This window comes from Pseudomonas sp. V98_8 (assembly GCF_029967975.1).
In the GTDB taxonomy this organism is placed as follows: domain Bacteria; phylum Pseudomonadota; class Gammaproteobacteria; order Pseudomonadales; family Pseudomonadaceae; genus Aquipseudomonas; species Aquipseudomonas umsongensis.
The window spans coordinates 107891-133714 of record NZ_JASCAE010000042.1 but is presented as its reverse complement, the minus strand read 5'-3'; the positions used below and the strand labels follow the sequence as shown (position 1 = coordinate 133714).

The window sequence follows — 25824 nt, the reverse complement described above, 5'->3', positions numbered from 1 at the left end:
TTTTGCTTCCTTTTTGGCGTTTGAAAAAGGGAGTCGCCGTAAGGGCGAAACCATAGGAGGCCGTTACCGCAGCAATGGATATGTACTCCGACAATAAATCTCACATACAGGACTTCCTGCGACGCCCCGCATCACCATCGTGCACGGCTCACGTCATACGTCGACAGCGGAACGCAGAGCGTCCCTGGCGGCATTCCCACGCAGAGCGTGGGAACGATCAATCGCCAGCAGGCTGACTCCTACAGGGGATCCAGCGGTATCCGGAAAAATCAGGTCGGCTTTAAGGCCGTCTCGCTTTGCTGTTGATCGCGGGCGACCCACGCAGCAATGCCTTCGTTCTGGTAGTGGGGTGAAGCGAAACCCTAAGCCGCCGCTACCGCAGCAATGGACCTGTACGCCAACAACAAGCGCCCGTGCCGATGTGCAACATACCCGCCCGTCACCCAGTTGAAAGCCCGAAGTGCATGACCGGCACTATCCCGAAGCCACGTTGTCAGTTGTTGGCGCCTACAGCGACGAGATTCGTCTCTGATGGCGGCACGTCAGGCTGCATTTAGTGTTTCGCCCCTTGGGCTCACGCTCGCGATGGATTGCGTCCCGGACCGACTCATTCTTTTACGAGCGACATTCTATTGGGTTCTCTTCTCGATCCACGGCACGACATCGATGCCGCTTTATTAAGCTACCGCCGGGTGTTCTGGTCGTTGGCGCTGTTCAGTGGTGTGATCAACCTGCTGGTGCTGGTGCCGTCGCTCTACATGATGCAGGTGTACGACCGAGTACTCACCAGTCGCAACGAAACCACGTTGTTCATGCTCACCTTCATCGCCCTGGGCCTGTTGATGTTCAGCGCCCTGATCGAGTGGGTTCGCGGTGTGGTGATGATTCGCATGGGCGCGGGGCTTGACGATGCCTTGGGTGAGCGGATTTTCGACGCGGCCTTCGCCCGCAGTCTTCGCGAACACAACGCGAACCCGGCGCAGGTGCTCATCGATTTGGCGACGCTACGGCAATTGATCACCGGCCAGGGCCTGATTGCGTTGCTCGATGCGCCCTGGTTGCCGATTTTTGTGCTGGTAGCGTTTATTATCCACCCCTGGTTCGGCGTGCTGACGGTGGTGCTGGCCCTGGTGCTGATCGGTCTGGCCCTGTGGGGCGAATTGGCGACTCGAACGCCTCTGGGCGAAGCCAATCGGCTCGGCGTGCAGTCCTCGATTTACCTGAACAGCTCCTTCCAGAATGCCGAAGTCATCCAGGCCCTGGGCATGCTCGGGCCATTGCGCCAGCGCTGGAGCCTGCTGCAGCAGCGCATCGTTGCCGCCCAGGCCCATGCCAGCGACCGAAGCGCGCGGATCACTTCGCTGACACGTTTCGTGCGCATCTCCGGACAGTCGCTGGCCCTGGGCCTGGGCGCATTGCTGGTGCTCGAAGGCCAGTTGTCGGCGGGCATGATGATCGCCATGTCGCTGCTGTTGGGGCGCGCCTTGGCCCCAGTGGAAATCGCCATCGGCTCGTGGAAGCAATTCACCGCTGGCCGTCAGAGTTACCAGCGCCTGAGCCTGCTGCTCGCCCAACACCCGCGCGAGCGCCTGCGCATGCCTTTGCCGCCACCCACCGGCGCAGTACGTCTGGAGCAGGTGTACGTTGGCCCGCCCGGTGCCTCGCAACCGATCCTGCGCGGGATCAATTTCAGCCTGGCCAGCGGCGAAGTGCTCGCTGTCGTCGGCCCCAGCGCCAGTGGCAAATCAACGCTGGCCAGGGCGCTGGTCGGGATCTGGCCGGCGATGGGCGGATCGGTGCGCCTGGACGACGCCGAGATCAGTCAATGGTCTCACGACGCCTTGGGCCCCTACCTCGGATACCTGCCACAGGACATTGAATTGTTCGACGGCAGCGTGGCCGATAACATTGCCCGCTTCGGTGAGCAGGACGCCGACAAGATCATCGCGGCCGGACGTCATGCCGGCATTCACGAGATGATCCTGAAATTCCCCAAAGGTTACGACACGCCGCTGGGCCCCGGCGGGCTTGGCTTGTCCGGGGGACAAAAGCAGCGCCTGGGGCTGGCCCGCGCACTGTATGGGCTGCCGTCGCTGATCGTGCTCGATGAACCGAACTCCAATCTCGATGAAGCCGGAGAGTTGGCGCTGGTCCAGGCCATTCGTGCGCTCAAGGCGGCCGGGAGCACCGTGGTACTGATAACCCATCGACCCAATGTACTGGCGGTGGTCGATCACATCCTGGTGCTCAAGGACGGCACCGAGCAAGCCTTCGGTCCACGGGATCGGGTGCTCAAGGCATTGATAGCGGCGCCCAGGCCGGCAGCGGTAAAGGAGGCTGGCGAAGATGCATGATCTGACTCCGGGCACACAGGTGTACAGCGAGCAGCGACCGATCCTGCGCGCGAACCCGGCGCCGGCGGGTGCCAATACCGACGCGGGAAGCGTGGCGCGCTATGGCGTGGGTTTCCTGGTCCTGGCGCTTGGCGGTTTCCTGCTATGGGCCTGCCTGGCGCCGCTCGACCAGGGAGTCGTGGGCAGCGGCACGGTGGTCGTGGCAGGCGAACGCAAAGCGGTGCAGTCGTTGGTGGGTGGCGTTGTGGAAAAACTGCTGGTCAGCGATGGTGACCGCGTCAGCCAGGGACAGTTGCTGGTGCAGCTGAACACGGTGCAAGCGCGGTCACAACTGGACGTGACCCGGGGCAAGTTGCTCAACGCTCGCAGCGTCGAGGCGCGGTTGATTGCCGAGCGCCTGGGCACAACCGGCATCCAATGGCCCGCCGAACTGCTGGACCACGCTGAAGAGCCCCGGGTCAAGGCCGCCATGGCCTTGCAGAGCCAGCTGTTTGAGACCCGTCGCGCAGAATTGGGCAGTCGCTTGCAGATCATCGAACACGAAGCCGCGGCCTTGCAGCAGCAATTGCTTGGCTACGAAGGCGTCAAGCGTAACTACGACACGCAGATGCGCTTCCAGCAGCAGGAGCTCGAAGGCCTGCGTGAGCTGGCTCGCGAGGGCTATGTGGCACGCAACAAGCTGTTCGAGGCCGAGCGCAACGCCGCCCAGATGGCCGGGCAAATCGCTTCCGGGGTGGGCGATATCGGCCGGACACGCCAGGCGATCAATGAAAGTCGGCTCAAGGCCTTGCAGGCGCAGCAGGAATTTCGTCGCGATGCCGAAATCCAGCTCAGTGAAGTCTCGGCCGAGGCCTCAGGCTATGCCGATCAGATCCAGGCCTTTGAGTTCGAAGTCGACAACGGTGCGATCCGGGCACCGGTGTCCGGGCAGGTAATGGACGTGAGCATTCATACGGTCGGCGGCGTTGCGCAGGCCGGTCAAACCCTGATGCAGGTGGTGCCGCTGGATGCGCCGATGGCGATCACCGCGCGTTTCGAGCCGTTGATGGCCAATAAATTGCGTCCGGGGCTGCCGGTGCACGTGCATTTCACGGCGCTGCAACGGGTGGACACTCCGACGGTCACCGGCACGGTGACGACGGTGTCGGCCGACCAGTTGATCGATGAACAAACCCACCAGCCGTACTTTTCCGCCAAGGTGGAAATCCCCGCAGACACCGTAGTGTCGCTACAAACCGCCGGCCTGCTGGTGCGCCCGGGCATGCTGGCCGACGTCACGGTGGTCACGGGTGAGCGCACCTTGATGAACTACCTGATGAAGCCCTTGCGCGAACGCTTGCTCGCAGCCTTCAAAGAGGAATGAGCATGACCGTACGGTTCCGTTATAGCGCCCGCGTGTTGTTGAGTCTGTGTACCGGTTGGGGAGCGCTCAGTCCCGTCTGGGCGTCCCAGGAAGCACTGAGCCTGACCGCCGCGTACGATGCTTCGCGCGTCAACGACCCTACCGTGCAATCGGCCGCCCATGCCTTTGAGGCGTCGACCCATGAAGAGGCGATTGGCCGCGGTGGCCTCTATCCGCAAGTGTCGCTGACCTCGCGCTACGGCTACGGTGGTCGTACCGATGGCGGCGATGACAGCAGTTACGTCAACAGTAACGATTACCAGTCGAACAATGTCACCCTGGCGGCGCAGCAACCGCTGTACGACAAGGGGCGCTGGGCGGCGTATCAGGAGGGCAAGGCGCGTGGGCAATTGGGTACCCAATTGTTCGACGTTGCCGGCCAGACACTGTACGACCGGGTTGCCAAAGGATACTTCGACGTTGCCCGGGCCGAGAACGAGATCAAGTTGATCGCCCAGCAAAAGGCCGCCATCAACGGGTTGGTGACGCAGAGCAAAAAACTCTACCAGGGCGGGCAGGGCGCGATCACCGATGTTGATGAAGCCCAGGCCCGGCTCGACCTGGTCGACGCCCAGGAGGCCGAGGCCCAGGCTCGTCGGGTGGCGGCGTTGCGGGCATTGTCCGGTCGCGCCAGTGTCGCCATCGATGACATCCAGGCGATGGACGAAGCGCTGCCCGCTGGCACGCCGATTCCGCCGGAACGGGATCTGTCGTACTGGACGGACATTGCCCGTGAAGCCAACCCCGAGCTGGCAGCGCGGCTGGCGGCGGTGAACGTCGCCGAGGCACAGGCCGACAGCCAACGCGCCGGGCATTATCCGACCTTGTCGCTGACCAGCCAGCTCAGTCGCCGGGAAAACCGTCAGTATCAGGAGCAAGACCCGCGACAGGATGCCTATTACGTGGGGGTTCAACTGGATATCCCGTTGTATAGCGGCGGTGCGGTGCGTGCGTCGGTGGCCAAGGCCGAGGCCCAGGTGGCCGGCGCCCAGTCCGATTATGATGTACAGCGCCAACAATTGGCCGAGGATATCGAGGCCGACTACCTGGGGGTGGTGGCCGGATTTGCCAAGAGCAAGGCCATGCAGCGGGCGGTGGAGTCCAATCAGCGGGCGCTGATCTCCACTCAAAAAGGTTTCCAGGGTGGCGTGCGGTCCACGGTGGATATTCTCGATGCCCAGCAGCGGGTGTTCCAGGCACGACGGGATTTGCTCAATACCAAGCTAGACATGCTGCAAAGCTATGTAAGCCTGCACACCCACACCGGCCAGATGAACCGGGCAGTCCTGGAGCAGGTGCAAAACCTGTTCTGAGCAATGTTCTGTGCCTGTCCTCGATATGTTTGAACGCTGCAAATCTCTGTGGGAGCGGGCTTGCCCGCGAAGGCGGTGGTTCAGCTCGCATCCATGCTGGATGTGCCATCGCTTTCGCGAGCAGGCTCGCTCCCACATTTTGATCTGTGGCCGTCCTCGGATTTTGGGCACGGCAGATCACCTGTGGGAGCGAGCCTGCTCGCGAAAGCGGTGGGTCAGCTTGCATCCCTGTGGGATGTACCGCCGTCATCGCGGGCAAGCCCGCTCCCACCTTTTGATTGGTGGCCGAACTTGGATTTGTGGGCACGACAAACCACCTGTGGGAGCGGGCTTGCCCGCGAAAGCGGTGGGTCAGCTTGCATCCTTGTTGGATGTGCCGCCGTCATCGCGGGCAAGCCCGCTCCCACATTTTGATTTGTGGTTGTCTTTGGATTTGTGAGCACGACAAACCACCTGTGGGAGCGGGCTTGCCCGCGATGGCGGCGGGTCGGTCAGCATCCCTGCTGAATGTACCACCGCTTCGCGAGCGGGCTCGCGCCTACAGGTGTTGACTCAAGCGGTGAAGTCGCTGGCGTGCAGCTCCTTGACCCCCACCAGTGCGAACTCGAACTCCGGAGTGGCGTCGGCGTTGACGCTGCCGTAGAGAATGCCATCGGCAAAGCGCAGCTGGCCGGTGGCGTTGGCAGGGTCGAACGCGTTGCTGCCGATGAAGGTGAAGGCATCGACAGTGGCGGTCAACGGGTTGGCGTCCAGGCCGGTGAAATCCAGGTGATCGCCCTCAGTGGTCTTGAAGCCATTGATCACATCGCGCAAATCCCCAATACCCATGTCCGACAGCGAACCAAATGCGTAGGTGTCCGCACCCGTGCCACCGGTGAGCGTGTCGGTGCCTGCTCCGCCGATCAAGCGATCATCGCCGGAACCGCCCACCAACGTATCGTTGCCCGCACCGCCGTTGAGTACGTTCGCCGCGCTGTTGCCCGACAGACTGTCGGCATAGGCACTGCCCGTCAGGTTTTCGAAGAACTTCAGGGTGTCGAGCCCGGAACCCACGGTGTTTTGCTGCGCTGCCGTCGAGAGCGTGACGGTGACACCGGACAGGGCGCGTTCGAAAGACACGGTGTCATTACCCTCGCGCCCGTCCAGCACATTGTTGCCCGCTGCGGCGAACAGTGTGTTGTCCAACGCATTGCCCGTACCGTTGGCGGCGCCGGTGCTATCGATATACAGGTTTTCGACATTGGCACTGAGGGTGTAGGCCGCCAAACTGCTGTGCACGCTGTCGATCCCTCCTGGCACCGGATTGCCTTGGGTCTCGATCACGCTGTCGTCGACGTTGTCGACATAGTAGGTGTCGTTGCCGTCGCCGCCACTCATGCTGTCGGCCCCTGCGCCACCATTGAGCATGTTGGCGGCGGCATTGCCGGTGATGAAGTTACGCAGCTCATTACCGTTACCGTCGATCTCCGACACACCGGTAAGCACCAGATTTTCCAGATTGGCGCCCAAGGTCCAACTGACCGAGGCCTTTACCGTATCGATCTGCGCGGGTGAGGTGTTGGTCTCAACCACGCTGTCGGATGCGTTATCGACCACATAGATGTCATTGCCGTCGCCACCGGTCATGGTGTCGGCACCCAGGTCGCCATCCAGGGTGTCGTTGCCTGAGCTGCCCACCAGGGTATCGGCCTGGTCAGTACCGGAGATCATCCCGCCCTGGTTTTGAGCGTTGTCGAAAATCGCCTGAACACTATTGTTGTCGCTGGGGTTGCCCTGGAAGCCAAGGTCACCGGCGATGTAGTCGGCCAGGCGCTGGCCGACGATTTCCGCCGATTCCTCATGCAGGTGCCAGACGTCGTCGGGATACACCAGCGGATCGACTTCATAACGCAAAGGCAGGTCGGTGTAGTCCACCGCCAGCTTGACGTCGGCACGCTCGGTGGCGATTTGTTCCTGGACTGCGCGAACGTAGCCGACGCCCTCGACGATGGCGGCAATCTTCTCTGGCGCATAACCACGGGCGCGCGCCGCATCCTCCTGGTAGTGGCCGGTTTCCATCATGTACACGCTGAAACTGCCGAACTGGGTATGCAGGTAGTCAAACACCTTCAGGGTTGCGGCCTTGTAGGCCGCGGCTGCCGCGGTTTTGTCGGTGGCGCGGCCGATCTCCTGGGCGGCTTCTTCGCCCTGTCCCCAAATGATGCCCATGGTGACGTTATCGATCGATTGCAGTTCGCTGAGTTGGTCCCCCAGCAACGCGACGGCACGCAACAGCGCGGGTCCGGGTTGGTCGGTGTCGGTCAACCACCAGCACAACTTGAGCTCCTCTACGCCCAAGGTCGACAGGCCGTTGACCGTGCTGCCACCTACCGCGATGTCGATGCCGTTGCCATCGGCATCGGTAAACTGGCTGCGCACGTCATAAGGCGTGTAGCGGTCCAGGTCCTTGACCAGCATCGAGGTGCCGGACTGATCGTCGTCCTCGGTCATGCGCAACAGGCGCGCATTGGATTGACCGAGGGTGGGCAGGTAGAGGATGTCCTGTTGCGCGCGCTCGCCGAACACGAAGTCGCTGGCGGTCAGGGTGTTGAGGTAATTGCCATTGAGGGCAATCTCGAAGCGGTTGCCGTCGGCATCCGCTGCGGCGGACTTGACGTAGGTCTTGTCGCCAGCGGCGTTAAGGGTCATGTACAGCGTGCCATTGCTGCCGTCGCCGAGACCGAGAAAGCCAAGGCCCGACACATCGATCTTGTCGACGCCCACGGTGAAGTCATACAGGGTGTCGGTGGCGGTGATGCCGCCGGTGTCGTAGTCACGGTAGCTGTCGAGCACGTTGGTGTAGCGGAAGGTGTCGGCGCCATCGCCTCCGTACAGCGAGTCGCGCCCAGCGCCACCGTCAAGGATGTCCGCGCCGGTGCCGGCCTTGATGGTGTCATTGCCTCCCAGGCCAAGGATCAGGTCCGCGCCCGCCGTGCCGTTGAGGGTTTCGGCATTGTTGGTGCCGGCGATGGTAGTGGCCGGCGCATCGGCCACCGCCAGGGCGAAGCTGTCGCTGACCGAGGCGCCCGATGGATCGGTGGCCTTGACCAGGACGTTGTAATTGCCGGACGCCGTGCTCAGCGGCGTGCCGCTGAACGAAAGGCTGGTGGCGTTGAAACTCAGCCAGGCAGGCAGGGCGCTGCCGTCGGCCAGGGTCGCGGTATAGACCAATGCATCCTGGTTGGCGTCGGTGAAGCTGTCACGGGCCACCGTGTAACTGAATGGTGTGCTTTCGGTGGCGTTCTGGTCGAGCAGGGGAATGGCCACCACCGGCGCGACATTGCTCGAGGTGTTTTGGCCGGCGAAGACAAAATGACTCGCCGTCAGACTGCTCACCAGGTTGCCCGCCATCGACACTTCGAAGCGGTTGCCGTTGGCGTCGACGGTGAGGTCCTTGAGGTAAGTGCGGTTGGTCGACGCGCTGTAGGTCAGTTGCAGGGTGCCATTCAGACCGTTGCCCAGGGACGTGTAGCCAAGCGCCGCCACATCGATCTTGTCGGCGGTCACGTCGAAATCGAGGATCTGGTCGCTGACGCTGGCGGAACTGGTGCGGTAGCTGTCGAGTGACGAGGTGTAGCGGAACACATCGGCACCCGCGCCGCCGGTGAGCTTGTCCGCCCCCGCGCCACCCACCAGGATATCGTTGCCCGCGCCGCCATTGAGCGTGTCGTTGCCGGCGCCACCGAACAGTTGTTCATTGGCAGCGGTGCCGGTCAGGGTGTCATTGTTCGGCGTGCCGTTGATCTGCGTGGAAGAGGCCGGCACATCCTGCACCGCGAGGGTAAAGCTGTCGCTGACCGTGGCGTTGCTGCCATCCGTCGCGGTGACCTGGATAGAGTAAGTGCCCGATGCGGTATCGCTCGGTGTTCCGCTGAACGTACGCGTCGCTGCATCGAACGTCAGCCAGGCGGGCAGGGCGCTGCCATCGGCCAGTTTGGCGATGTAGCTTAGGCTGTCGTTATCCGGATCGGTGAAGCTGGTGGCCGGCACCACGTAGCTGAACGGGGTGCTTTCCGTGGCGTTCTGATCGAGCAGGGGGGTAGCCAGCACCGGCGCCTGGTTGGTCGTAGACGCCGTGGCGAAGACAAAGTTGGCGCTGGTCAGCTTGTCCAGGTAGTTGCCAGTGAGCGTCACTTCGAAACGGTTACCATCGGCGTCGGCGGCCAGCGACTTGATGTAGGTCTTGGTGCCGGTACTGTTGAGCGCCAGGTACACGGTGTTGTTCTTGCCATCGCCCAGGCCGGTAAAACCAATGGCCGAGAGGTCGATCTTGTCGGCGCTGATATCGAAATCGGTGATCACGTCGCTGAGGTTGGCGCCGCCGGTGTTGTAGTTGCGATAACTGTCCATGCGGCTGGAGAACACAAAAGTGTCCGCCCCGGCACCACCGGAAAGGCTGTCCATGCCGGCGCCGCCGTCAAGCTTGTCATCGCCCGCGCCACCAGCCAGGCTGTCGTTGCCTGCCAGGCCAAGCAAGGTGTCGGCCGAATCGCTGCCCGACAACGCGTCACTGGCGCTGGTGCCGGTGACCACGCGATTGAAGATGAAATTGCTGGCGGTCAGGGTGCTGGCGAGGTTGCCCGAGAGAATCAGCTCGAAGCGATTGCCGCTGGCGTCGGCGTCGTAGTCCTTGATGTAGGTACGGTCATTGCTGGCGCTGTAGCTGACCTGCAAGGTGCCGCCACGGCCATTGCCCAGGCCGGTGAAACCGAGGCCGGCGAGGTCGATCTTGTCCTGGGTAACGTCGAAGTCGGTGATCGTGTCATCGAAGCTTGCGGTGGCGTTGCGGTAACTGTCGGACTGCGCGGCGAAACGGAAGGTATCGGCGCCGGTACCGCCCGTGAGTTTGTCGATGCCCGCACCGCCCACCAGAATGTCGCTACCGGCGCCACCGTTGATGGTGTCGTTACCGGCTGCGCCGAAGAAGATCTCGCTGGCGGCGCTGCCCAGCAGGGTGTCGTTGCCAGCCGTGCCTTGCACAGTGGTCATCGGCACCGTGGCACTGGCGTAGCTGCCGTCGCCATAGACCAGCGTCGCGCCTTTGCTGGTGTGGCTGATGGTGTTGCCGACGATGGCGTTGCGATCGGTGCCGTTTTCATTGCGCTCTGCGACGCCGTAGGTCGACAGGTCGCTGCCGCTGATGATGTTGCCCTGGATCGTATTGTCACTGCCGTTGAAGTACTTGCCGGACACGCCCAGGGTGTCGTCGTAGGACTGGATGATGATTTCCGGAACGGGGTTGCCCAGGGAGTTGTTGTTGAGCGTGTTGTCGATGATCTCGACGTGGTTGCTGCCGTAGATGCGCACCCCGGCGCTGGCGTTGTCGTGGATATCGACGCCAGTGACCGTCACCTCGCTGGACAGCTTGATCAGCACCCCTTCGGCGCCGTTGCCGTACACCTCGCCACCGGTAATGGTGATATTGCTCGGGGAGGGGATGTCCTCGCTGCCGCGCTGCACCACGATGCCATTGCCGCCGTTGTCGTAGGCAATGTTATTGGTCAGGGTGAAGTCGTGGGTGCTGGTAACGACGTTGAAACCGTGGCGGTCGTTGTCGTAGGCGATGTTGTTTTCAAAGGTGCTGTCGCTCAGGAAGTCAGCGACGAAGCCGTCCAGGCCGTTGCCATGGGACACGCTATTCTTGATGACCATGTTGACGGTCTGCTCGTGGGGGTCGAAACCGTACCCGGAGCAATCCTTGATCTCGACGCTGTCGAGGGTGACGTTGGAATCGTAGCCTTCTTCGCCGGGAATGTAGCCGTTGAACCAACCGTCGACCTTGCCCGTGGTGTTGTCGCGGTTGCCGTCGATGGTGAGATTACTGACCCCGAAATCGTGGGTTTCCTCACCATAGGCGGAGCGGATAACACCCGTGATCTTGGTGTCGGAGCCGTCGGCCACCTTGACGTTGGTGACGCCCATGCCGTCGCCGTACAGGTAGACGTTGCTCTTGAGCATCAGGCAACCGTCTGAGGGTTCCGTCCCTGCGGAAACGATGTAGGTTCCGGCTGGCATATACACCTGACCGCCACCTGCAGCAGCTGCCGCATCAATGGCACTCTGTATCGCCGCTGTGTCGTTGGTACTTCCATCGCCTTTCGCGCCAAAATTTTGTACGTTGAATATCATTAACTTATCTCCGTAACAGGCTAAACCGCAGCGCACGCCAATATTCCATCGACGATCAGCTTGTTAGGACTCGGAGGAACGCGAAAGTTATGACCGCATATCGGAAGTACGGGAAAAGCACGAATATAAATGATCAGTGGTCGGAACGGCCTTTGCTGGAAAGGCCGTTCTCTTGACGTTGCCGGGGGGCGGCAAACCCCCTATTTGCAGTTGCCTGCCTTTCGATATCCCGCCGCCTGAGCTTCAGATTCTGACGTGAAGGAGACCTGATTTTTCGCGGACACCTGAGCATAGCCAGGGCATCCGATGGAGAGGTGGTATACTTGGCTATTTCGGTTGCCAATGATCAAGCCTGCGCCGGTCGCGCTGGCCAAGGTTGGCTGGGCTGCTGTTCGCGGAGGATTAACAGGAATGGCGCTTACCACCCCATCACCCACTGCCTTGTATCCTTGCGACCATCGACGCTCCCCCGTTACGAATGGATTGGAGTGCCCCATGATCGCTGCAATGCGTCGATCCCGCTCTATTTCCCAGGACGATACCGGGTACTGCTTGTCCCAAGCCATCAGTAGCTGTTGCTGCTGACGTGACATGCTCAGTTTGTATCTGTCGAACATGTAAAAGGTTGTTCGGGCAACCAGCCCTTTGACCTCGTCACGCGGTTCCGCAGCCTGTTGGTCGAAATCCACCCGCGTCTTGCATTGCCCATACTGGGGCGCTATCCCGGCGGCCATGCCGTAGTTGAAATTACTCCGGTCGCCGTTCACCTCTCCAACCGATGGGTACAGGTTGAACAGGTCTGCTTCCATTGCCCGAAACACCGGATCATCGTCCACACAGTGCTCGCGCCCGCCGTTCTTCCAGCATTGGCGTTGGTTACCGAACGTCCAGGCGGGAACGATGTGTTCCCACTCAGTCCGTTGCGCACGATTCTCTTGTTTCCTGGCCTTCAGGCCGCATGACTCGGCGTCGATACGACCACCCGACTTACCCACCCACGTCCATTTGCAACCGCAATACAGCTCGCCCATGGAGCTGTTCGCCTGGTCGAGGTAGATCTTCTGCTTTGCGATGACCTTGGCTTCGGAGAAGGTCGATGGAGGACTGGAAAAGGCGGGGGTAATGATCGAGAGCGACAGCGCTACGATGGCAAGCAGTTTTTTCATTGGACAGCTTAAGCGATTGAAAGGAAACGCATTATACGCACGACTCGATGGCGAGGGATGGAGAAGGAGAAGACCCCACTGAGGGGAAGGCAGAGGCGCCCAGCCAACGCTGGGCGCCATTTGACTCAGCCGGTATGGTGACTCTTGGCAAGGCGGTACACGGATGTGTTGATCCCTTCGAAGCGCGCCTTCAGCTGCAGCGCCAGATACAGCGAATAGTGCCGTGATTGATGCAGGTTGCCGCCGTGGAACCAGAGGTTTTCCTGCTGGGTTGGCTTCCACATGTTCCGCAGTTCGCCCTCGTAGGGGCCAGGATCATTCGTGGTTCCGGAACCCAAGCCCCAGCAACGACCGACCTTGTCAGCGACTTCCTGGGAAATCAGCTTCGCCGCCCAACCATTCATTGAACCATAGCCCGTGGCGTAGACGATCAGATCGGCCGGTAGCCGGCTGCCATCGTTGAGCACGACGGCATCCGCTTCGATGCGTTCGACACCCAGGCCAGGCGCGCTCTTGAGCTTGATCGTGCCGTTGGCGATCAGTTCAGAGGCGCCGACGTCGATGTAGTAACCAGAACCACGGCGTACGTACTTCATGAAAAGACCGGACTCGTCGTCGCCGAAATCGAGCATGAAGCCGGCCTTGGCCAAGCGCTCGTAGAAGTCCTTGTCACGCTCCTTGATCGCATCAAAGATGGGTTGATGAAAGCTTGGCATGACCTTGTACGGGATCGAGGCGAACAGCATGTCAGCCTTGTCCGTGGTCAAACCCGATTCCACGGCGTCTTCGGAGTAGAGCCCGCCGAAGACGAGGTCCATCAAACTGTCGGAACGCACGATGTGGGTGCTGGAGCGCTGCACCATGGTCACCTCGGCGCCGTTCTCCACCAGGTCGGCGCAGATGTCGTGAGCCGAATTGTTCGCACCGATGACCACCGCGCGCTTGCCGCGCCAGGCGTCTCCGCCGGGATGGCGGCTGGAATGATGCTGCTGGCCATTGAAAGCCTCGGCACCCGGATAACTGGGCACATTGGGTACGCCAGACATGCCGGTGGCGAGGATCAACTGGGTCGGCTGCAAAGTCAGACGCTCGCCATCGCGCTGCACTTCAACCTTCCAGGTGCCACTTTGTTCGTCAAAGCTGGCGCTCACGCATTCTGTGCGCGGCCAATAATTGAGCTCCATGACTTTGGTGTACATTTCCAGCCAGTCGCCAATCTGGTCTTTGGGGGTGAAGACCGGCCAGTGATCGGGGAAGGGCAAGTAGGGCATATGGTCGTACCAGACAGGGTCGTGCAAACACAGCGACTTGTAGCGACCGCGCCACTGATCGCCAGGCCGTTCGGCCTTGTCGACGATCAGGGTTGGCACGCCCATTCGCTTGAGCCGTGCTGCGAGCCCCAGCCCGCCTTGGCCGCCGCCCACGATCAGGCAGTACGGTTGGGTGGTGATGCCGAGCGCGGCTTCTTCATCACGACGGCGCTCCAGCCAGTTGCGTTTGTCGGCATGGGCGTGACCATGACTGGCCCCCATTGGGCGACGGCGGCCGCTGGGTTCTTCATAACCCTTGAGCTCACGCATGGTCGTCAGCAGCGTCCAGCACAAGCCTTCCTTCAGGCGCACGTAGCCTTTACCTCGCGCCGCGTCGGTTTCCAGGCTGATCCAGCCTTCGAGCACACCGTTGCTCAGCGTTGCCTCACCTTCCAGCTTCCATCGCCCGGGACGAGTCTGCTCGAGGCGCGTTTCGAGCATATCCCGGATGGCAGGCTTGCCTTCCAAGGTCACCAGGTTCCAGCTGAAAAGTAGCAGGTCCCGCCAGTGACACTCCTCGGCAAACAATTGCAAAGCGCCATCCACATCACGTTGGGCGAGACACTCGCCGAGGTTTTCGACCCAAGCCGCGAGCTGGGCAGTTGGCGTTTGCAGGGGTGTTTCGACAGCGATGTTCATGGAGCCTCTCCCGATCTTGTTGTTTTGGTAACGAGTTGACCTGGAGCAAGGGCCGGGCCATGTTCACGAAACCCTTGTTGCAGAGCGGCTGGTGCAGTATTTCCCAGCTCTTGATCAGGATTCATGTCACGAATTCGGGAATGGCGGATGACAGAGTGTCACGCGGCGCAAAAAACGCTCGTTGCAGTCTTTTCATATAAGCTGCGAATAGACCCGTGTCCTGACCGTAGCGGAGTACAAGAACAATGAAGCCGGCTTTGATCAACGCCCATGCACAACAAGTGCTGCAAGCTGTGCAGGGCACTGTCGCCAGCCACAGTCCCGTTGCTGACCTGGCCATCACGCGATCCTGGCGCCGATGCCTGGATCAGTATCAGCTCGATCCCGCCAGCCGCCGCGCACCTAATGTGGTTGAACAAGCACGCTTGCAGGATCACCGTGCGCCCCTGGAACACATCATTGCCGTGGCGCACTGGCAGATGAACAGTTTGCACCAACAGCTTGGGCGGGACGGCCACGTTGTACTGCTCACCGATGCTCGCGGCGTGGCGATCGACAGTGTGTTCAATGAATCGGAACGCGCCGATGCCCAGCGCTCCGGGCTGTGGCTCGGCTCGGTGTGGAGTGAAGATTGTGAAGGCACCAACGGTGTCGGCACCTGCCTGGTCGAGCGCCAACATGTGACCATCCGTCGAGATGAGCATTTCCGTGGCAAACACGTCGGCCTGACCTGTTCGGCCAGCCCGATATTCGATGCCAGTGGAGAATTGCTTGCCGTGCTCAACCTCTCTTCTGCAAGGGATGACCACAGTCTTCAGCAACACTTCCAGGCCATGGCATTGACCAACCTGTCAGCCAAGTTGATCGAGAACTGTTTTTTCCTGGGGCATGATCCGCAGCGATACTTGCTGCGTTTCCATCCTGAGGCCGGCTTCGTTGGGCTGCTGGGTGAAGGGCTGCTCAGTTTCGACGAGGGCGCCCGTATCTGTTCCATCAACCACGCGGCGCTGGACCTGCTGGGCCTCAGCCGTGATCAAGTGATCGGGCAATCTCTGACGATGCTGCTGGAAACACCTATCGATCAGGTGATGAGTCAAGCCAGCGCCCAGCCGAGTGTCTGTTGGCCAATGCGGCTGGTGGACGGGCGCCTGCTCTACGGGCAGTTGCGAGAACCCCTGCGCCAGGTGCCTTTGGTCACTCCGGCTATCCCCAAGATCAACGATGTGCGCGTGTGCCTGGAAGACCCGCGCCTGCAACGCGGCTTTGCTCGCGCATTGCGTGTTTTGGAACGTGACGTTCCGGTGTTCCTGCAGGGCGAAACCGGTACTGGCAAAGAAGCCTTTGCGGCGGCGCTGCATCGCGCCAGCGCCAGGGCGAGCCAGCCGTTTGTGGCGATCAATTGCGCGGCCATTCCAGAAACGCTGATCGAGAGCGAACTGTTCGGCTATCGCGGCGGCAGCTTCACCGGTGCACGCAAGGACGGGATGATCGGTAAGCTGGAACAGGCCCATGGCGGCATTCTATTTCTCGATGAGATCGCCGATATGCCACTGGCGTTACAGACTCGCCTGCTGCGGGTGCTGGAGGAGCGTGAAGTTGTGCCGCTAGGCAGCTCGACGGCGCGTCCCCTCGACGTACGCCTTATCAGTGCCAGCCACCAGGATCTGCAGACCTGTGTGGCCGAAGGGCGCTTTCGCGAAGATCTGTTTTATCGCATCGCCGGATTCGCCGTGCAGCTGCCGCCGTTGCGCGAACGATCAGATAAAGGCAGTGTGCTCGACCTGCTGCTGCGCGAAGAGACCAAAGGTGCAAGGATTCGGCTGGAGGCAGGCGTCAGGGATCGCTTGCTGAAACAGCCGTGGCCGGGCAATGTCCGGCAGCTGCGTACGTGTTTGCGCACACTGGTAGCGTTGGCGTTGGACGGGCGTGTCACCCTGGACGACTTGGCGGAGTTGCTGCCGGAACCGCCAGTGACCGCCGCGCTGGCTGAAAATCCGCTTGGGGTATCCGAACGGCAGACGCTGCTGACGTTGATTGAGGCAGAACACTGGCATATCGCCCATGTTGCCGCACGCCTGGGGATTAGCCGCAATACGCTCTATCGCAAACTGCGTCAGCACGGTATTTCCCGACCCGGTTGAACCGGGCGCGCTCATGCTGTTCAGAACACCTTGATCGGTACGTTGACGATAAGCCTGAACTCATCAAGGTTGCCTTCCAGTTGATACTCGCTGGCACGGTGCGTGGAGTAACTGGTGATCAGGTTGATGTTCTTGAAGGTGCCGGATTGCACGGTATAGCTGGCATTGACGCCCACTTCATAATGGCTTTCACCCCGTTGCTTGAGTACCGAGTTGTAGATGCCGTTTGGCCCACCGTTGTAATGACTGCCGTCGATGTCCATGCCCTTGATGTACCAGAGCGTGGTCTTGAGACCAGGCAGGCCATAAGCGACCCAATCGTTGTTGTAGAACACTCCGATCGAGCGCTCATTGGGGCCGTTGAAGAAGGACATCATGGTATTGGGCAGGTTGATGGCATTGGATTCGTAGGGATAGTCGAAATATTCGTCGCCCTTGATTTGCTGCAGGCCGATCTTCAGCGAGTGGTTGCGCCATTGGGGCGTGATACCAAGGCCGTAGGCCTGCTGGTCGATATTGCCGCCGATTTCGCGACCACTCGACCGGGTGTTATACGCATCCAGTTGCACATCGACGTTAACCGGTCCCCAGTGGGTTTTCATGCCGAGGCCCACGTACTCGCGATCCCAGATATCGTCGAAGCGAGAGACATAGGCGCTGCTGCGCCAGCCAGCGCTCGACACATAGTCGGCCCCGGCGTAAGCGTTAAAGTCACTGGTGACCAGCGGCGAACCGTAAGTGGGAGTCAAGTCCTGACTTCCAGCTCCCGTACGCGGCGAACCCTTGTCGAAATAGCCAGACTTGATCGTCAAGCCTTCGATGTCACGGCTTTCCAGGGACACTCCATCGAACGATGACGGCAATGTACGGGTGTCGGTGTAGGACATCATCGGTGTCCTGACTTGTTGCCTGCCCACCTTGAGCAGTGTATTGGCAACTTTGAACTTCAGCGCCGCGATACCGAGCTTGCTCCAGTCATCGACCACATCGCCGTCCTTGTCCACCAACATTCGATTGCTGCCGCCTGCCGCCGCTGTCCGGCTGCGTTCCAGCGCCACCGCCGAGAAGGTTGAAAGATCCAGCCCAAACTTTACCGGCCCTTCAGTAAAACCGGAGACGAAGTCGAGTCTGAAACCTTCCAGCCAGGCGGTCCGGTCGCGCAGCTTGCGCACGCCGTCGGGGGTCGGCAATTTGAAATAAGTGGCTTTATGGCCGACTTCGTGTGAATACCAGTGTCGGGTATTAAGTGTCAGTGAACTGTCTTCCAGAAACCCTTGTTCCCGGGCATTGACCTGAGAAGTAGAAACGGCGGCCGCCAGCGAGCCAGCGGTGAAAAGCGCCAAATTACCTTTGCGATACATAGACTTCGCCTGTTGTTGTTTTTAGGGCAGATAAGAAGAAAGTCGCCGAGTAATCGTTATGAAGTTGTTGCGCGGGCAGGGCGTGGCCCGACTTGTCCAGCAGGCCGCAAGCGGCTTGCTGGTGATCGTTCGGATATTGGGTTGTTGGTTTAGCGGTTCGAGTCATCAGGCATCGATGAAGACGCCATCCGAGCCTGCGGCATCAGTCGAGAAAATCCTTCACAAGTTTCAGCCAGCAGTCAGAGCCGATGCGAATCAGCTGGTCATTGAAGTCGTAGTGGGGGTTATGCACTGAGCAGCCATGAAACTCGCCTTCGCCGTTACCCAGGAAGAAGTAGCAGCCGGGAACCTCGGTCAGCATCCAGGCGAAATCTTCTGTTGCCATGATCTTCGCCGCGTGTGGCAACAAGTGGCCGGGCTTGAACAGTGGCGCCAGGCTTTGGCGAAGCATCTGCGTTTGCGTCACGCTATTGACGAGCGCTGGCGCCAGTTGCGTGGTTTCAAGTTCGACTTTGACGCCGAACGTTAATTCATGACCTTGGGCGATTTGCGCCAGGCGCTGATTGATTTTGCCTTCGGTCTGCGCAGTGTCGGTACGCACGCTGATCAGCATCGATGCCGTGTCGGGAATGATGTTGTAGACACTGCCAGCTTCGACCATGCCGATGCTGATCACGGCGTGTTCATCGACGCAGAGATTGCGCGACTTCACTGTCTGGATCGCGTTGATCATGCTGGCCAGCACCGGTATCGGATCGACGGCGCGCTCGGGCATTGCGCCATGGCCGCCGCGACCTTTGATCAACACGCGCACGCATTCCGAAGAGGCCATGGTCGGACCTTCCTGGGCCACAGCGGTGCCCACCGGTATTCCCGGCAAGTTGTGCAAGGCAAAGATCGCGTCACAAGGAAAACGGGTGAAAAGGCCGTCGTCCATCATGGCCTTGGCTCCACCCAGACCTTCTTCGTCAGGTTGAAAAATCAGGTTAAGCGTGCCATTGAAGTCCGACGACTGAGAGATTCGCCACGCGGCTGCCAACAGGATGGCAGTGTGGCCGTCGTGGCCGCAGGCGTGCATGCGGCCCTCGATCTGGCTGGCATGGGCGAAGCGGTTTTTCTCCTGCATTGGCAGGGCATCCATGTCGGCACGCAAGCCCAAGCGGCGAGTGCCGTTGCCTCGGCGCAGTACGCCGACCACGCCATGCCCGCCGATACCCCGATGTACTTCGTAGCCCCAGCTTTCCAGCTTGCTGGCCACCAACTCGGCGGTCAGCGGGGTATGCGCACCCAGTTCCGGGTTTTGGTGGATGTCCCGGCGCAATTGGATAAAAGCGTCCAGGTCCAGTTCGGCAAGGGGCCGGGTTTGGTTTATTGCATTCATCAGGTCACTCCCGACCAGGGTTTTCGGGGAATACCGCCAGGCACGCCAGACTGAGGGCGCCGCCGGCGAGCAGGTACAGGGCCGGTGCCTGGGGGGTATCCAGGGCCGACGTAAGCCATGTGGCGATCAAAGGGGAAAAACCACCGAACAACGTGACGCCGAAGCTGTAGCTGACGGCGGTGCCCAGGGCCCGACGATTTTTTGGAAAGGCTTCCATGATCAGGGCGAAGAAGGCACCCGAACCGATACAGCCAGGCAGTACCAGAATCGCTATGACGAACATCGCCACGAACAAATCGGTGCTCAAACTGAGCACATGGAACGCTGGCCACGCCAGCAACACGGGCAAGGTGATGGTCCAGGCCAGCAGTTTCTTGCGCAGGCCGTGGCGATCGGCAAAACGTCCTGCCAGAGGCGTAATGACTGCCAGGCAGGCACTTGCCACGCAGGCGATAGCCAAGGCACTGCGTTGCGGGTAACCCAGGGTGACCGTCAGGTAGGCGGGCATATAGAAAATGAACAGGTAGATGCCGATGGTGGCGCTGGCCATCAGCCCGATCGCCAGCAGGGTGTGACGCAGATCGATGTGATCGCGCAGTCGACCGGCGCGCTTGGCCGGTTCGGCTTCATGGGTTTCCGGCAGGCAGCGACGGATGTACCAGCCTAGCGGTCCGATGAGCAGCCCCAGCACAAAGGGGATGCGCCAGCCCCAGCTTTCAAGGTCTTCTGCGCTCAACGCGTTGTTGAGCAATAAACCCAGACCTGCGCCTACCATGGCCGCGTAGCCCTGGCTGGCCGCTTGCCAACTCACATTGCGACAGCGATTTGCGGTAGCGCTGGACTCCATCAGATACACCGATGCGGTGCCGATTTCTCCGCCAGCGGAAAAGCCCTGGGTGAGGCGACCCGCCACCAGCATCAAGGTGCCGAACAAACCTATGTCCTGGTAGGAAGGCGCGAAGGCAATCATCGCTGTGCCGAAGGTCATCAAGCTGATGGTGAGGCTCAAGGCGGCCTTGCGACCACGGCGGTCGGCAAAGCGGCCAATCACGAGTGCGCCCACCGGTCGCATGAGAAAACCCACGCCAAAGGTGGCCAGCGACATCAGTAGCGATGCCATGGCCGACTGTGCGGGGAAGAAGTTCTTGGCGATCACCACGGCAAAGAAGCTGTAGATCGTGAAGTCATACATTTCCAGGGCATTGCCTAGGGCGCAGGCGACGGTGGCTTTCCTGGAACCGATCACGGAGGGCGTTGCGGCGCAAGGGAGGGGAGACGCTTGCAGAGTTGTCATCGATTGATCCTGTGACAGTTTTGTTGTGGCCTGAATATCCGGCAAACATTGTCACTGCGCACTTGCGCTTTTTTTCGATGATTAACCGTTGGTTATGATGCCGGGACGCGGCGATGGAGGACCGCGCCAGCAAGGTTCGATTTCGCCCGATTATCGATCAAACGCACTGTTTGACGACAACGAGGCAGGCGTCGTGGCAAGCCACCACAAGAAAAGGGTACAGGGTTTGCCCCAATATGCCGGACGTCAGGGTGGTCGGCCCCAACGAAACAGGGACAGACTTAACCGTTAGGCATATCGTTGCGTTTTTCTTAAGCTTCTCGAATCGACCGCGCGCTAGCGTGAAGCACCCATTGGCTGATTCTGCGAGAGCACGCTGCGAATCGCGTAGTAGAGGTCTCGAGCCGTAGTGGTCAGGGCGTGTCGGTCAATGCAAACCAGGTAGATGGGATACTCGGGGATGCTTTCTTCGATCATGACCTGCATCAGGTCTTCAATGAGCCCCTTGGGCAGCGTGTTCTCCATTCCCGCTTCACTGAGCGTCATGAACCCATCCGCATGGTGCAATAGATCAAGGGCCAACAGGACCGATGAACACTCGGTTATCCGCTGTGGGGCAGGTATCTCGTTGTCTTCAAACATCTGGTAGAACTGAGACGAGTGATCGTCGATCGCATCGAGGCTGATCCAGTTCGCAAACTGCAACTGGCGCAGCGAGTGGGAGTGGCGAAGTGGATTGTTTTTTCGACACACCACCAGACCCCGCATGCGGCTCAGCGCTTCCCAATCCAGGTTGAGCCTTTGTGTATGCTGCTGCGAAGTGATGGCGAAATCCAGGGTGCCGTCCCGCAGTCGCTGCAGCATCTGGTTGGGACGAAGGTCCACCAGGCGGATGCGAACACGCGGATTTTTCGTCTGGAACCCGGCGATGCATTCTCCCAGTCCTTTGAGCACGGATGTCAGGGACGTGACACCGATGGTGACTTCACCGACCTGCATATCCCTGATGTTTTCAGCCTCCAGTTGTAGCCGTCGCATGCTCTCGACAGTCAACTGTGCATGGCGAATGATGCGACGGCCTTCGTCGGTGAGCGACATCCCCCTGTGGGAGCGTTGCAGCAGGGCCAGGCCCAGCTCGCTTTCAAGGTCCTTGATCGATCGGCTGATGGCTGGCTGGGTGACATGCAGAATCTGCGAGGCCTCACTGATGCTTCCGGTCTGGTGGATGGCTACCAGTGCCTTGATTTGATGGAGTTTCACGTACTGACAGGTCCTTGCGGTGCGATGAAGATTCAATCGCTTGCATAGTGTCATGCCTGTCACAGCTGCAACAATGCGATGGCAATCTGAAGAACCCCGGAATCAGCGCTGCTGGCGGACGCTTGTGACTGCAAGCCCCATGAGCCAAAAAGCCAGGCATCGTTTCTCTCGCGATATCACCCTTTGCACAAAGCGGATAGCGATAAGCGCAAAGCGGATATTGCCACTCTCACAGTCTCAATACCTTCCACTTGCTTCCTGCGTAACGGTGCTTTACATGGCGCGCAACAATGCTGCCGCCACGCCTTGCCTCGTTCATAACAACAATAAGAGCACACTGATCCTGAGCTGCACCTGGACGTTGCTGTGAGTGACCTGGAGACAAGTATGGATAATAAAATTCTGGCGCGATTGGCCCTGGTTGCAGCTGGCGGCGCGGTGCTGCTGCTCGCTGCCGGCAATGGCCTGCACCTGATATATGCCGGCATCATCGACCTGTTGCTGGTGGCAGCGGCGTTCCTTTATCACCGTCAGCCAGTGCGGGTGGTTGAAGTGCTCGTACAGCGGGAGCCGGAACCGATGATTTGCAGCGAGCCGGTCCCGCTCGTGTCGTTGCCAGTGGTCGAGCCTGCTTGGCCGGGGGCTCAAGTAAAGGTGGCACTTGAACACCTGACGCGAGTGGTGCTGCAAACTGAAGAAGACATGCGCTTTGCCAACCAGTTGGCGCGTGGCGCGGGCGAGCGGGTACAGGCCAGTGCGGTGAGCATGCAGTCTTCGGCTGCGGTGCTTGGGGACCTGGATCAGTATCTGCAGCGCCTGGATCAGGTGTTCGATGAGTTGGGCAGCCAGTCGGTGCGCATTGGTGCGATTGTCGGCAGCATCCAGGACATCGCCCGGCAGACCAACCTGTTGGCACTCAATGCCGCGATCGAGGCCGCACGGGCCGGTGATCATGGCCGCGGTTTCGCAGTGGTGGCGGACGAGGTCCGTAATCTGTCGCGCCAGGCAGCGGACTCCAGTGCGCAAATCCGGCAGATTGCCACAGGCCTGGAAAAGTCGGCCCAAGATGCCCGTCAGGGGCTTGAACAGCTTACCGATTCAACGCGCCTGGGCCTGGACAAGGCCGAGGTCGCCTTGCAATCGATGGGGGAGTTACGCAGTGGTGCGGTGGCCAGGCTGGAAGTGGTCGAGCGCATCATGCAGCGTTTGGCCAGCTTGCACGAGCTGGCGCTGCAGGCAACCCGGATAGCGGCCTGAACAGGCTGACTATTCTTCCCCGTTCGACCCAGGGCGACAACGTCGACATGACGTTCAATTTCAGCCTGCGTCCGGCTGCCCGCAAACAAGCAACCCAACGCAGCCACGTTGCCGGACAAGCTTGAAGCCGTCCGGCACATGGCTGCGTGGCCACGCAAACTCGAGCCGTTATCGAATCAACGGCACGCCACTGAGCGTTTGCAAGTCCTCAAAGCTGATATCGGCAACGATCTCCCGCACCTTCAAGCCTTGGGCAGTCACGTCCAGAATAGCCAGGTCGGTATAAATACGAGTCACGCAGCCAATGCCGGTCAGCGGGTAGGTGCATTGCGGCACCAATTTGCTTTCGCCAGTCTTGGTCAGGTGATCCATCATGACGAACACCTGGCGTGCGCCTGTCGCGAGGTCCATCGCGCCGCCCACTGCGGGAATGGAACCTTCGGCGCCGGTGTGCCAGTTGGCAAGGTCGCCGCTGACCGAAACCTGGAAGGCGCCCAGCACGGCAATATCGATGTGCCCACCGCGCATCATCGAGAACGAATCGGCGTGGTGGAAATAGGCACCACCGGGTAGCAGCGTCACATGCTGCTTGCCCGCGTTGATCAGGTCATCGTCTTCCTCGCCCGGTGCAGGACTCGGGCCCATGCCCAGCACACCGTTTTCACTGTGCAGGAACACTTCCTTGTCACCCAGGTAGTTGGCCACCAGCGTGGGCACGCCAATGCCCAGGTTCACGTAAGAGCCTTCGAGAATATCGTCGGCCACACGTTGGGCCATTTCGCTACGCGATAGTTTTTTCATGACAGTCATGGCGGGCCTCAGTTGACGTTGGCATTCGAGATAGGGGCGAGCGGCACTGCTACCACGCGCTGAACGAAGATCCCCGGGGTGACAATGTGTTCGGGGTCCAGCTCTCCCAACTCGACGATCCGGTTGACCTGGGCGATTGTCGTTTTCGCTGCCATCGCCATGATCGGTCCAAAATTTCGCGCGGCTTTGCGATAGGTGAGGTTGCCCCAGCGATCGCCCTTTTCGGCCTTGATCAAGGCGACATCAGCGTGCAACGGCATTTCCAGTACATAGTTACGACCGTCGATTACCCGGGTTTCCTTGCCTTCGGCCAGCAACGTGCCATATCCGGTAGGCGAATAAAACGCACCGATTCCAGAGCCTGCCGCACGAATACGTTCGGCCAGATTGCCCTGCGGCACTACTTCAAGCTGCACCTTTCCCGCCAGGTAGAGTTCGTCGAATACATAGGAATCGGATTGGCGCGGAAACGAACAGATGACCTTGGCAACGCGCCCGGCCTTGAGCAAGGCGGCCAGGCCGATTTCACCATTGCCGGCATTGTTGCTGATGATGGTCAGATCGCGAGCGCCCGAGGCGATGACGCCATCCACCAGCTGCGACGGCATCCCGGCCGTGCCGAAGCCACCCACCATGATGACCGAACCATCGGCAATACCGTCCAGTGCAGCAGCGACGGATTCAAATGTTTTATTGATCAAGGCTTACTCCTGTTTTCAAGTTGGCCGAACAGAATGCTCTGACGCCAAACCGCATGAATTCATGGTTACTGCAACGATGTGCATAGGGTGCCAAACAATGGGCGCAGGCGGGTGTCCTGGCAGGAGATGTCGTGCGATTAGCGAACGAAACCGTAACCCGAAGGCTTCGCTTAGAACTTTGAGCTGTGCAGCGGTGTCCAGACCCTTACATCTACCGCGCCGATGGCCCGAATCACCTATTCGCCATATCCACGGTTTGAGTGGACTGCCCACTCTCAACTCGCTGGCCAGTGCTGGCGTTGCACATTGAATAAGGCTGTAGCGCGAGGGGGGGCTGGCTTGGAATACATCGATCTTGTGCAATGGCCCGCTATGGTGGTCACGGTGATCTCGGCCTGGTTCGTCGGTTCCCAACGACCACGCCGACGGATGATCGCTTTTTGGGGGTTCATCGCAAGCAATGCGTTGTGGGTTGTCTGGGGCCTTCACTCGCACGCTTATGCGTTGATCGTACTTGAGTGTGTTCTTCTAGGGATGAACGCCCGGGGTTTCAGAAAGAATCTCAAGGGTTCGAGGGTATCCCGGGATCCTGATGCTACGGGGCTCTAGAGTTCTTTTTGAACCCACGGAGATTCATCAGGAACAGGCAAATCTGTAACACGATAAGGGCATGAGCTTGCGCATAAATGCCCCAAATCACCCATAGCACGTTACTCAAGCTGAACAATACGAACCCGGTCATTCGCCTTCCAGGGCGCTGTGATCCGATCAGCCACGCCGCAAGTACCGTGACGAACATCGCCGGCCATTGAACCCAATCAAGATTGTCCAAATGCTCCACCTTCATGGCGAAGGTACTGATCGCGGTTGCGAACAGCTCGGCCTGAGTAAGCTAGGGCGTAAAGCCCTAGCAAATACCAGGATGTCACTTTTTCTTTTTCGTGGACTTTTCTGCTTTCTCTGATTTCTTGGCCTTTTCTGGCTTGCTATCAGCTTTTTTTGCAGATTTCTTTGGTTCGGCATCTTTTTTCTTGTCTTTCTTTTCGGAAGACTTCGAAAGAGCCGAGGCCGCAGCTGATTTCTTCGCCGGTGATGCCTTTTTGTCTTTCAAATCCTTGCTTGCTTTCGAAGCGTCACCTTTGCTTTTCTTCTCGTCTTTAGCCACGTCGATCACCTCTCGGAGTATGCCGTTATTGGCACATTGCCTGTGCAATTCATCACAAGCTGATCATTAGGCGGGCACGTCCCAAAGCGGTTCAAATTAATT

17 protein-coding genes are annotated in these 25824 nt (G+C 59.8%); 6 read left to right on the top strand and 11 right to left on the bottom strand.

Annotated features, from left to right (window positions below; all coding sequences use genetic code 11):
- The first annotated feature begins 632 nt into the window (after positions 1–632).
- From QLG10_RS13000 to QLG10_RS12990, 3 genes are read left to right on the top strand one after another with little or no spacing between them, the layout of a single operon-like run.
- Positions 633–2354 (top strand): type I secretion system permease/ATPase, encoded by a 1722-nt coding sequence (locus QLG10_RS13000; RefSeq protein ID WP_282487471.1) that lies wholly within the window; start codon positions 633–635, stop codon positions 2352–2354.
- Positions 2347–3717 carry an HlyD family type I secretion periplasmic adaptor subunit gene (locus QLG10_RS12995; RefSeq protein WP_110754870.1) on the top strand — a complete coding sequence of 457 codons (1371 nt, stop codon included), beginning with the start codon at positions 2347–2349 and terminating at the stop codon, positions 3715–3717. The genes QLG10_RS13000 and QLG10_RS12995 overlap by 8 nt, the downstream gene beginning before the upstream one ends.
- Before the next feature lie 2 nt (positions 3718–3719).
- Positions 3720–5069, top strand: coding sequence for a TolC family outer membrane protein (locus tag QLG10_RS12990; protein WP_248677546.1), 1350 nt, complete (start codon positions 3720–3722; stop codon positions 5067–5069).
- A 552-nt stretch (positions 5070–5621) separates the two neighbouring features.
- On the opposite strand, the gene QLG10_RS12985 is transcribed toward QLG10_RS12990, so the two are convergent.
- The 3 genes from QLG10_RS12985 to QLG10_RS12975 form a co-directional block, all read right to left on the bottom strand.
- Positions 5622–11237, bottom strand: a complete 5616-nt coding sequence (locus QLG10_RS12985; protein ID WP_282487470.1) for a putative Ig domain-containing protein — start codon at positions 11235–11237, stop codon at positions 5622–5624.
- A gap of 200 nt (positions 11238–11437) precedes the next feature.
- Positions 11438–12403, bottom strand: a complete 966-nt coding sequence (locus QLG10_RS12980; protein ID WP_248677544.1) for an endonuclease — start codon at positions 12401–12403, stop codon at positions 11438–11440.
- 125 nt (positions 12404–12528) lie between these two features.
- Positions 12529–14352 carry an NAD(P)/FAD-dependent oxidoreductase gene (locus QLG10_RS12975; RefSeq protein ID WP_110754865.1) on the bottom strand — a complete coding sequence of 608 codons (1824 nt, stop codon included), beginning with the start codon at positions 14350–14352 and terminating at the stop codon, positions 12529–12531.
- Between the two features lie 245 nt (positions 14353–14597).
- On the opposite strand from QLG10_RS12975, the gene QLG10_RS12970 reads away from it, so the two are divergent.
- Positions 14598–16493, top strand: coding sequence for a sigma-54-dependent Fis family transcriptional regulator (locus QLG10_RS12970; RefSeq protein ID WP_248677542.1), 1896 nt, complete (start codon positions 14598–14600; stop codon positions 16491–16493).
- Between the two features lie 20 nt (positions 16494–16513).
- On the opposite strand, the gene QLG10_RS12965 is transcribed toward QLG10_RS12970, so the two are convergent.
- The 4 genes from QLG10_RS12965 to QLG10_RS12950 form a co-directional block, all read right to left on the bottom strand.
- Positions 16514–17854, bottom strand: coding sequence for an OprD family outer membrane porin (locus QLG10_RS12965; protein ID WP_282487469.1), 1341 nt, complete (start codon positions 17852–17854; stop codon positions 16514–16516).
- A gap of 202 nt (positions 17855–18056) precedes the next feature.
- Entirely contained in the window at positions 18057–19235 is a 1179-nt protein-coding gene (locus QLG10_RS12960) for an amidohydrolase (RefSeq protein ID WP_188263851.1), read from the bottom strand.
- A 4-nt stretch (positions 19236–19239) separates the two neighbouring features.
- Complete coding sequence (locus tag QLG10_RS12955) at positions 19240–20529, bottom strand: MFS transporter (RefSeq protein ID WP_282487468.1); 1290 nt, start codon at positions 20527–20529, stop codon at positions 19240–19242.
- Positions 20530–20865: 336 nt separating this feature from the next.
- Positions 20866–21789, bottom strand: coding sequence for a LysR family transcriptional regulator (locus QLG10_RS12950; protein ID WP_110754860.1), 924 nt, complete (start codon positions 21787–21789; stop codon positions 20866–20868).
- A gap of 387 nt (positions 21790–22176) precedes the next feature.
- Here QLG10_RS12950 and QLG10_RS12945 point away from each other — a divergent pair, with 387 nt between their 5' ends.
- Positions 22177–23046: a methyl-accepting chemotaxis protein gene (locus QLG10_RS12945; RefSeq protein ID WP_282487467.1), complete on the top strand. Its 870-nt coding sequence runs from the start codon at positions 22177–22179 to the stop codon at positions 23044–23046.
- 168 nt (positions 23047–23214) lie between these two features.
- Here QLG10_RS12945 and QLG10_RS12940 read toward each other — a convergent pair whose 3' ends face one another.
- Both QLG10_RS12940 and QLG10_RS12935 read right to left on the bottom strand, forming a co-directional pair.
- Positions 23215–23856 carry a 3-oxoacid CoA-transferase subunit B gene (locus QLG10_RS12940; protein WP_188263854.1) on the bottom strand — a complete coding sequence of 214 codons (642 nt, stop codon included), beginning with the start codon at positions 23854–23856 and terminating at the stop codon, positions 23215–23217.
- A gap of 8 nt (positions 23857–23864) precedes the next feature.
- Positions 23865–24557, bottom strand: coding sequence for a 3-oxoacid CoA-transferase subunit A (locus tag QLG10_RS12935; protein WP_168758081.1), 693 nt, complete (start codon positions 24555–24557; stop codon positions 23865–23867).
- Positions 24558–24896: 339 nt separating this feature from the next.
- Here QLG10_RS12935 and QLG10_RS12930 point away from each other — a divergent pair, with 339 nt between their 5' ends.
- A complete protein-coding gene (locus QLG10_RS12930; protein ID WP_110750204.1) occupies positions 24897–25166 on the top strand; it encodes a hypothetical protein in 270 nt (89 codons plus the stop codon).
- On the opposite strand, the gene QLG10_RS12925 is transcribed toward QLG10_RS12930, so the two are convergent.
- Together QLG10_RS12925 and QLG10_RS12920 are read right to left on the bottom strand one after the other, a co-directional pair.
- Positions 25153–25389 (bottom strand): hypothetical protein, encoded by a 237-nt coding sequence (locus QLG10_RS12925; protein ID WP_110750202.1) that lies wholly within the window; start codon positions 25387–25389, stop codon positions 25153–25155. The two genes, QLG10_RS12930 and QLG10_RS12925, sit on opposite strands and share 14 nt — an antisense overlap.
- Positions 25390–25482: 93 nt before the next feature.
- Entirely contained in the window at positions 25483–25731 is a 249-nt protein-coding gene (locus QLG10_RS12920) for a hypothetical protein (protein ID WP_042955357.1), read from the bottom strand.
- Positions 25732–25824 lie beyond the last annotated feature (93 nt).

Bases quoted from the DNA above. Each gene is read 5' to 3' on its own strand.
- QLG10_RS12940 (WP_188263854.1), bottom strand. From the start codon at position 23,856: ATGACTGTCATGAAAAAACTATCGCGTAGCGAAATGGCCCAACGTGTG.
- QLG10_RS12980 (WP_248677544.1), bottom strand. From the start codon at position 12,403: ATGAAAAAACTGCTTGCCATCGTAGCGCTGTCGCTCTCGATCATTACC.
- QLG10_RS12975 (WP_110754865.1), bottom strand. From the start codon at position 14,352: ATGAACATCGCTGTCGAAACACCCCTGCAAACGCCAACTGCCCAGCTC.
- QLG10_RS12965 (WP_282487469.1), bottom strand. From the start codon at position 17,854: ATGTATCGCAAAGGTAATTTGGCGCTTTTCACCGCTGGCTCGCTGGCG.
- QLG10_RS12995 (WP_110754870.1), top strand. From the start codon at position 2,347: ATGCATGATCTGACTCCGGGCACACAGGTGTACAGCGAGCAGCGACCG.
- QLG10_RS12955 (WP_282487468.1), bottom strand. From the start codon at position 20,529: ATGACAACTCTGCAAGCGTCTCCCCTCCCTTGCGCCGCAACGCCCTCC.
- QLG10_RS12970 (WP_248677542.1), top strand. From the start codon at position 14,598: ATGAAGCCGGCTTTGATCAACGCCCATGCACAACAAGTGCTGCAAGCT.
- QLG10_RS12960 (WP_188263851.1), bottom strand. From the start codon at position 19,235: ATGAATGCAATAAACCAAACCCGGCCCCTTGCCGAACTGGACCTGGAC.
- QLG10_RS12990 (WP_248677546.1), top strand. From the start codon at position 3,720: ATGACCGTACGGTTCCGTTATAGCGCCCGCGTGTTGTTGAGTCTGTGT.
- QLG10_RS12985 (WP_282487470.1), bottom strand. From the start codon at position 11,237: ATGATATTCAACGTACAAAATTTTGGCGCGAAAGGCGATGGAAGTACC.
- QLG10_RS12945 (WP_282487467.1), top strand. From the start codon at position 22,177: ATGGATAATAAAATTCTGGCGCGATTGGCCCTGGTTGCAGCTGGCGGC.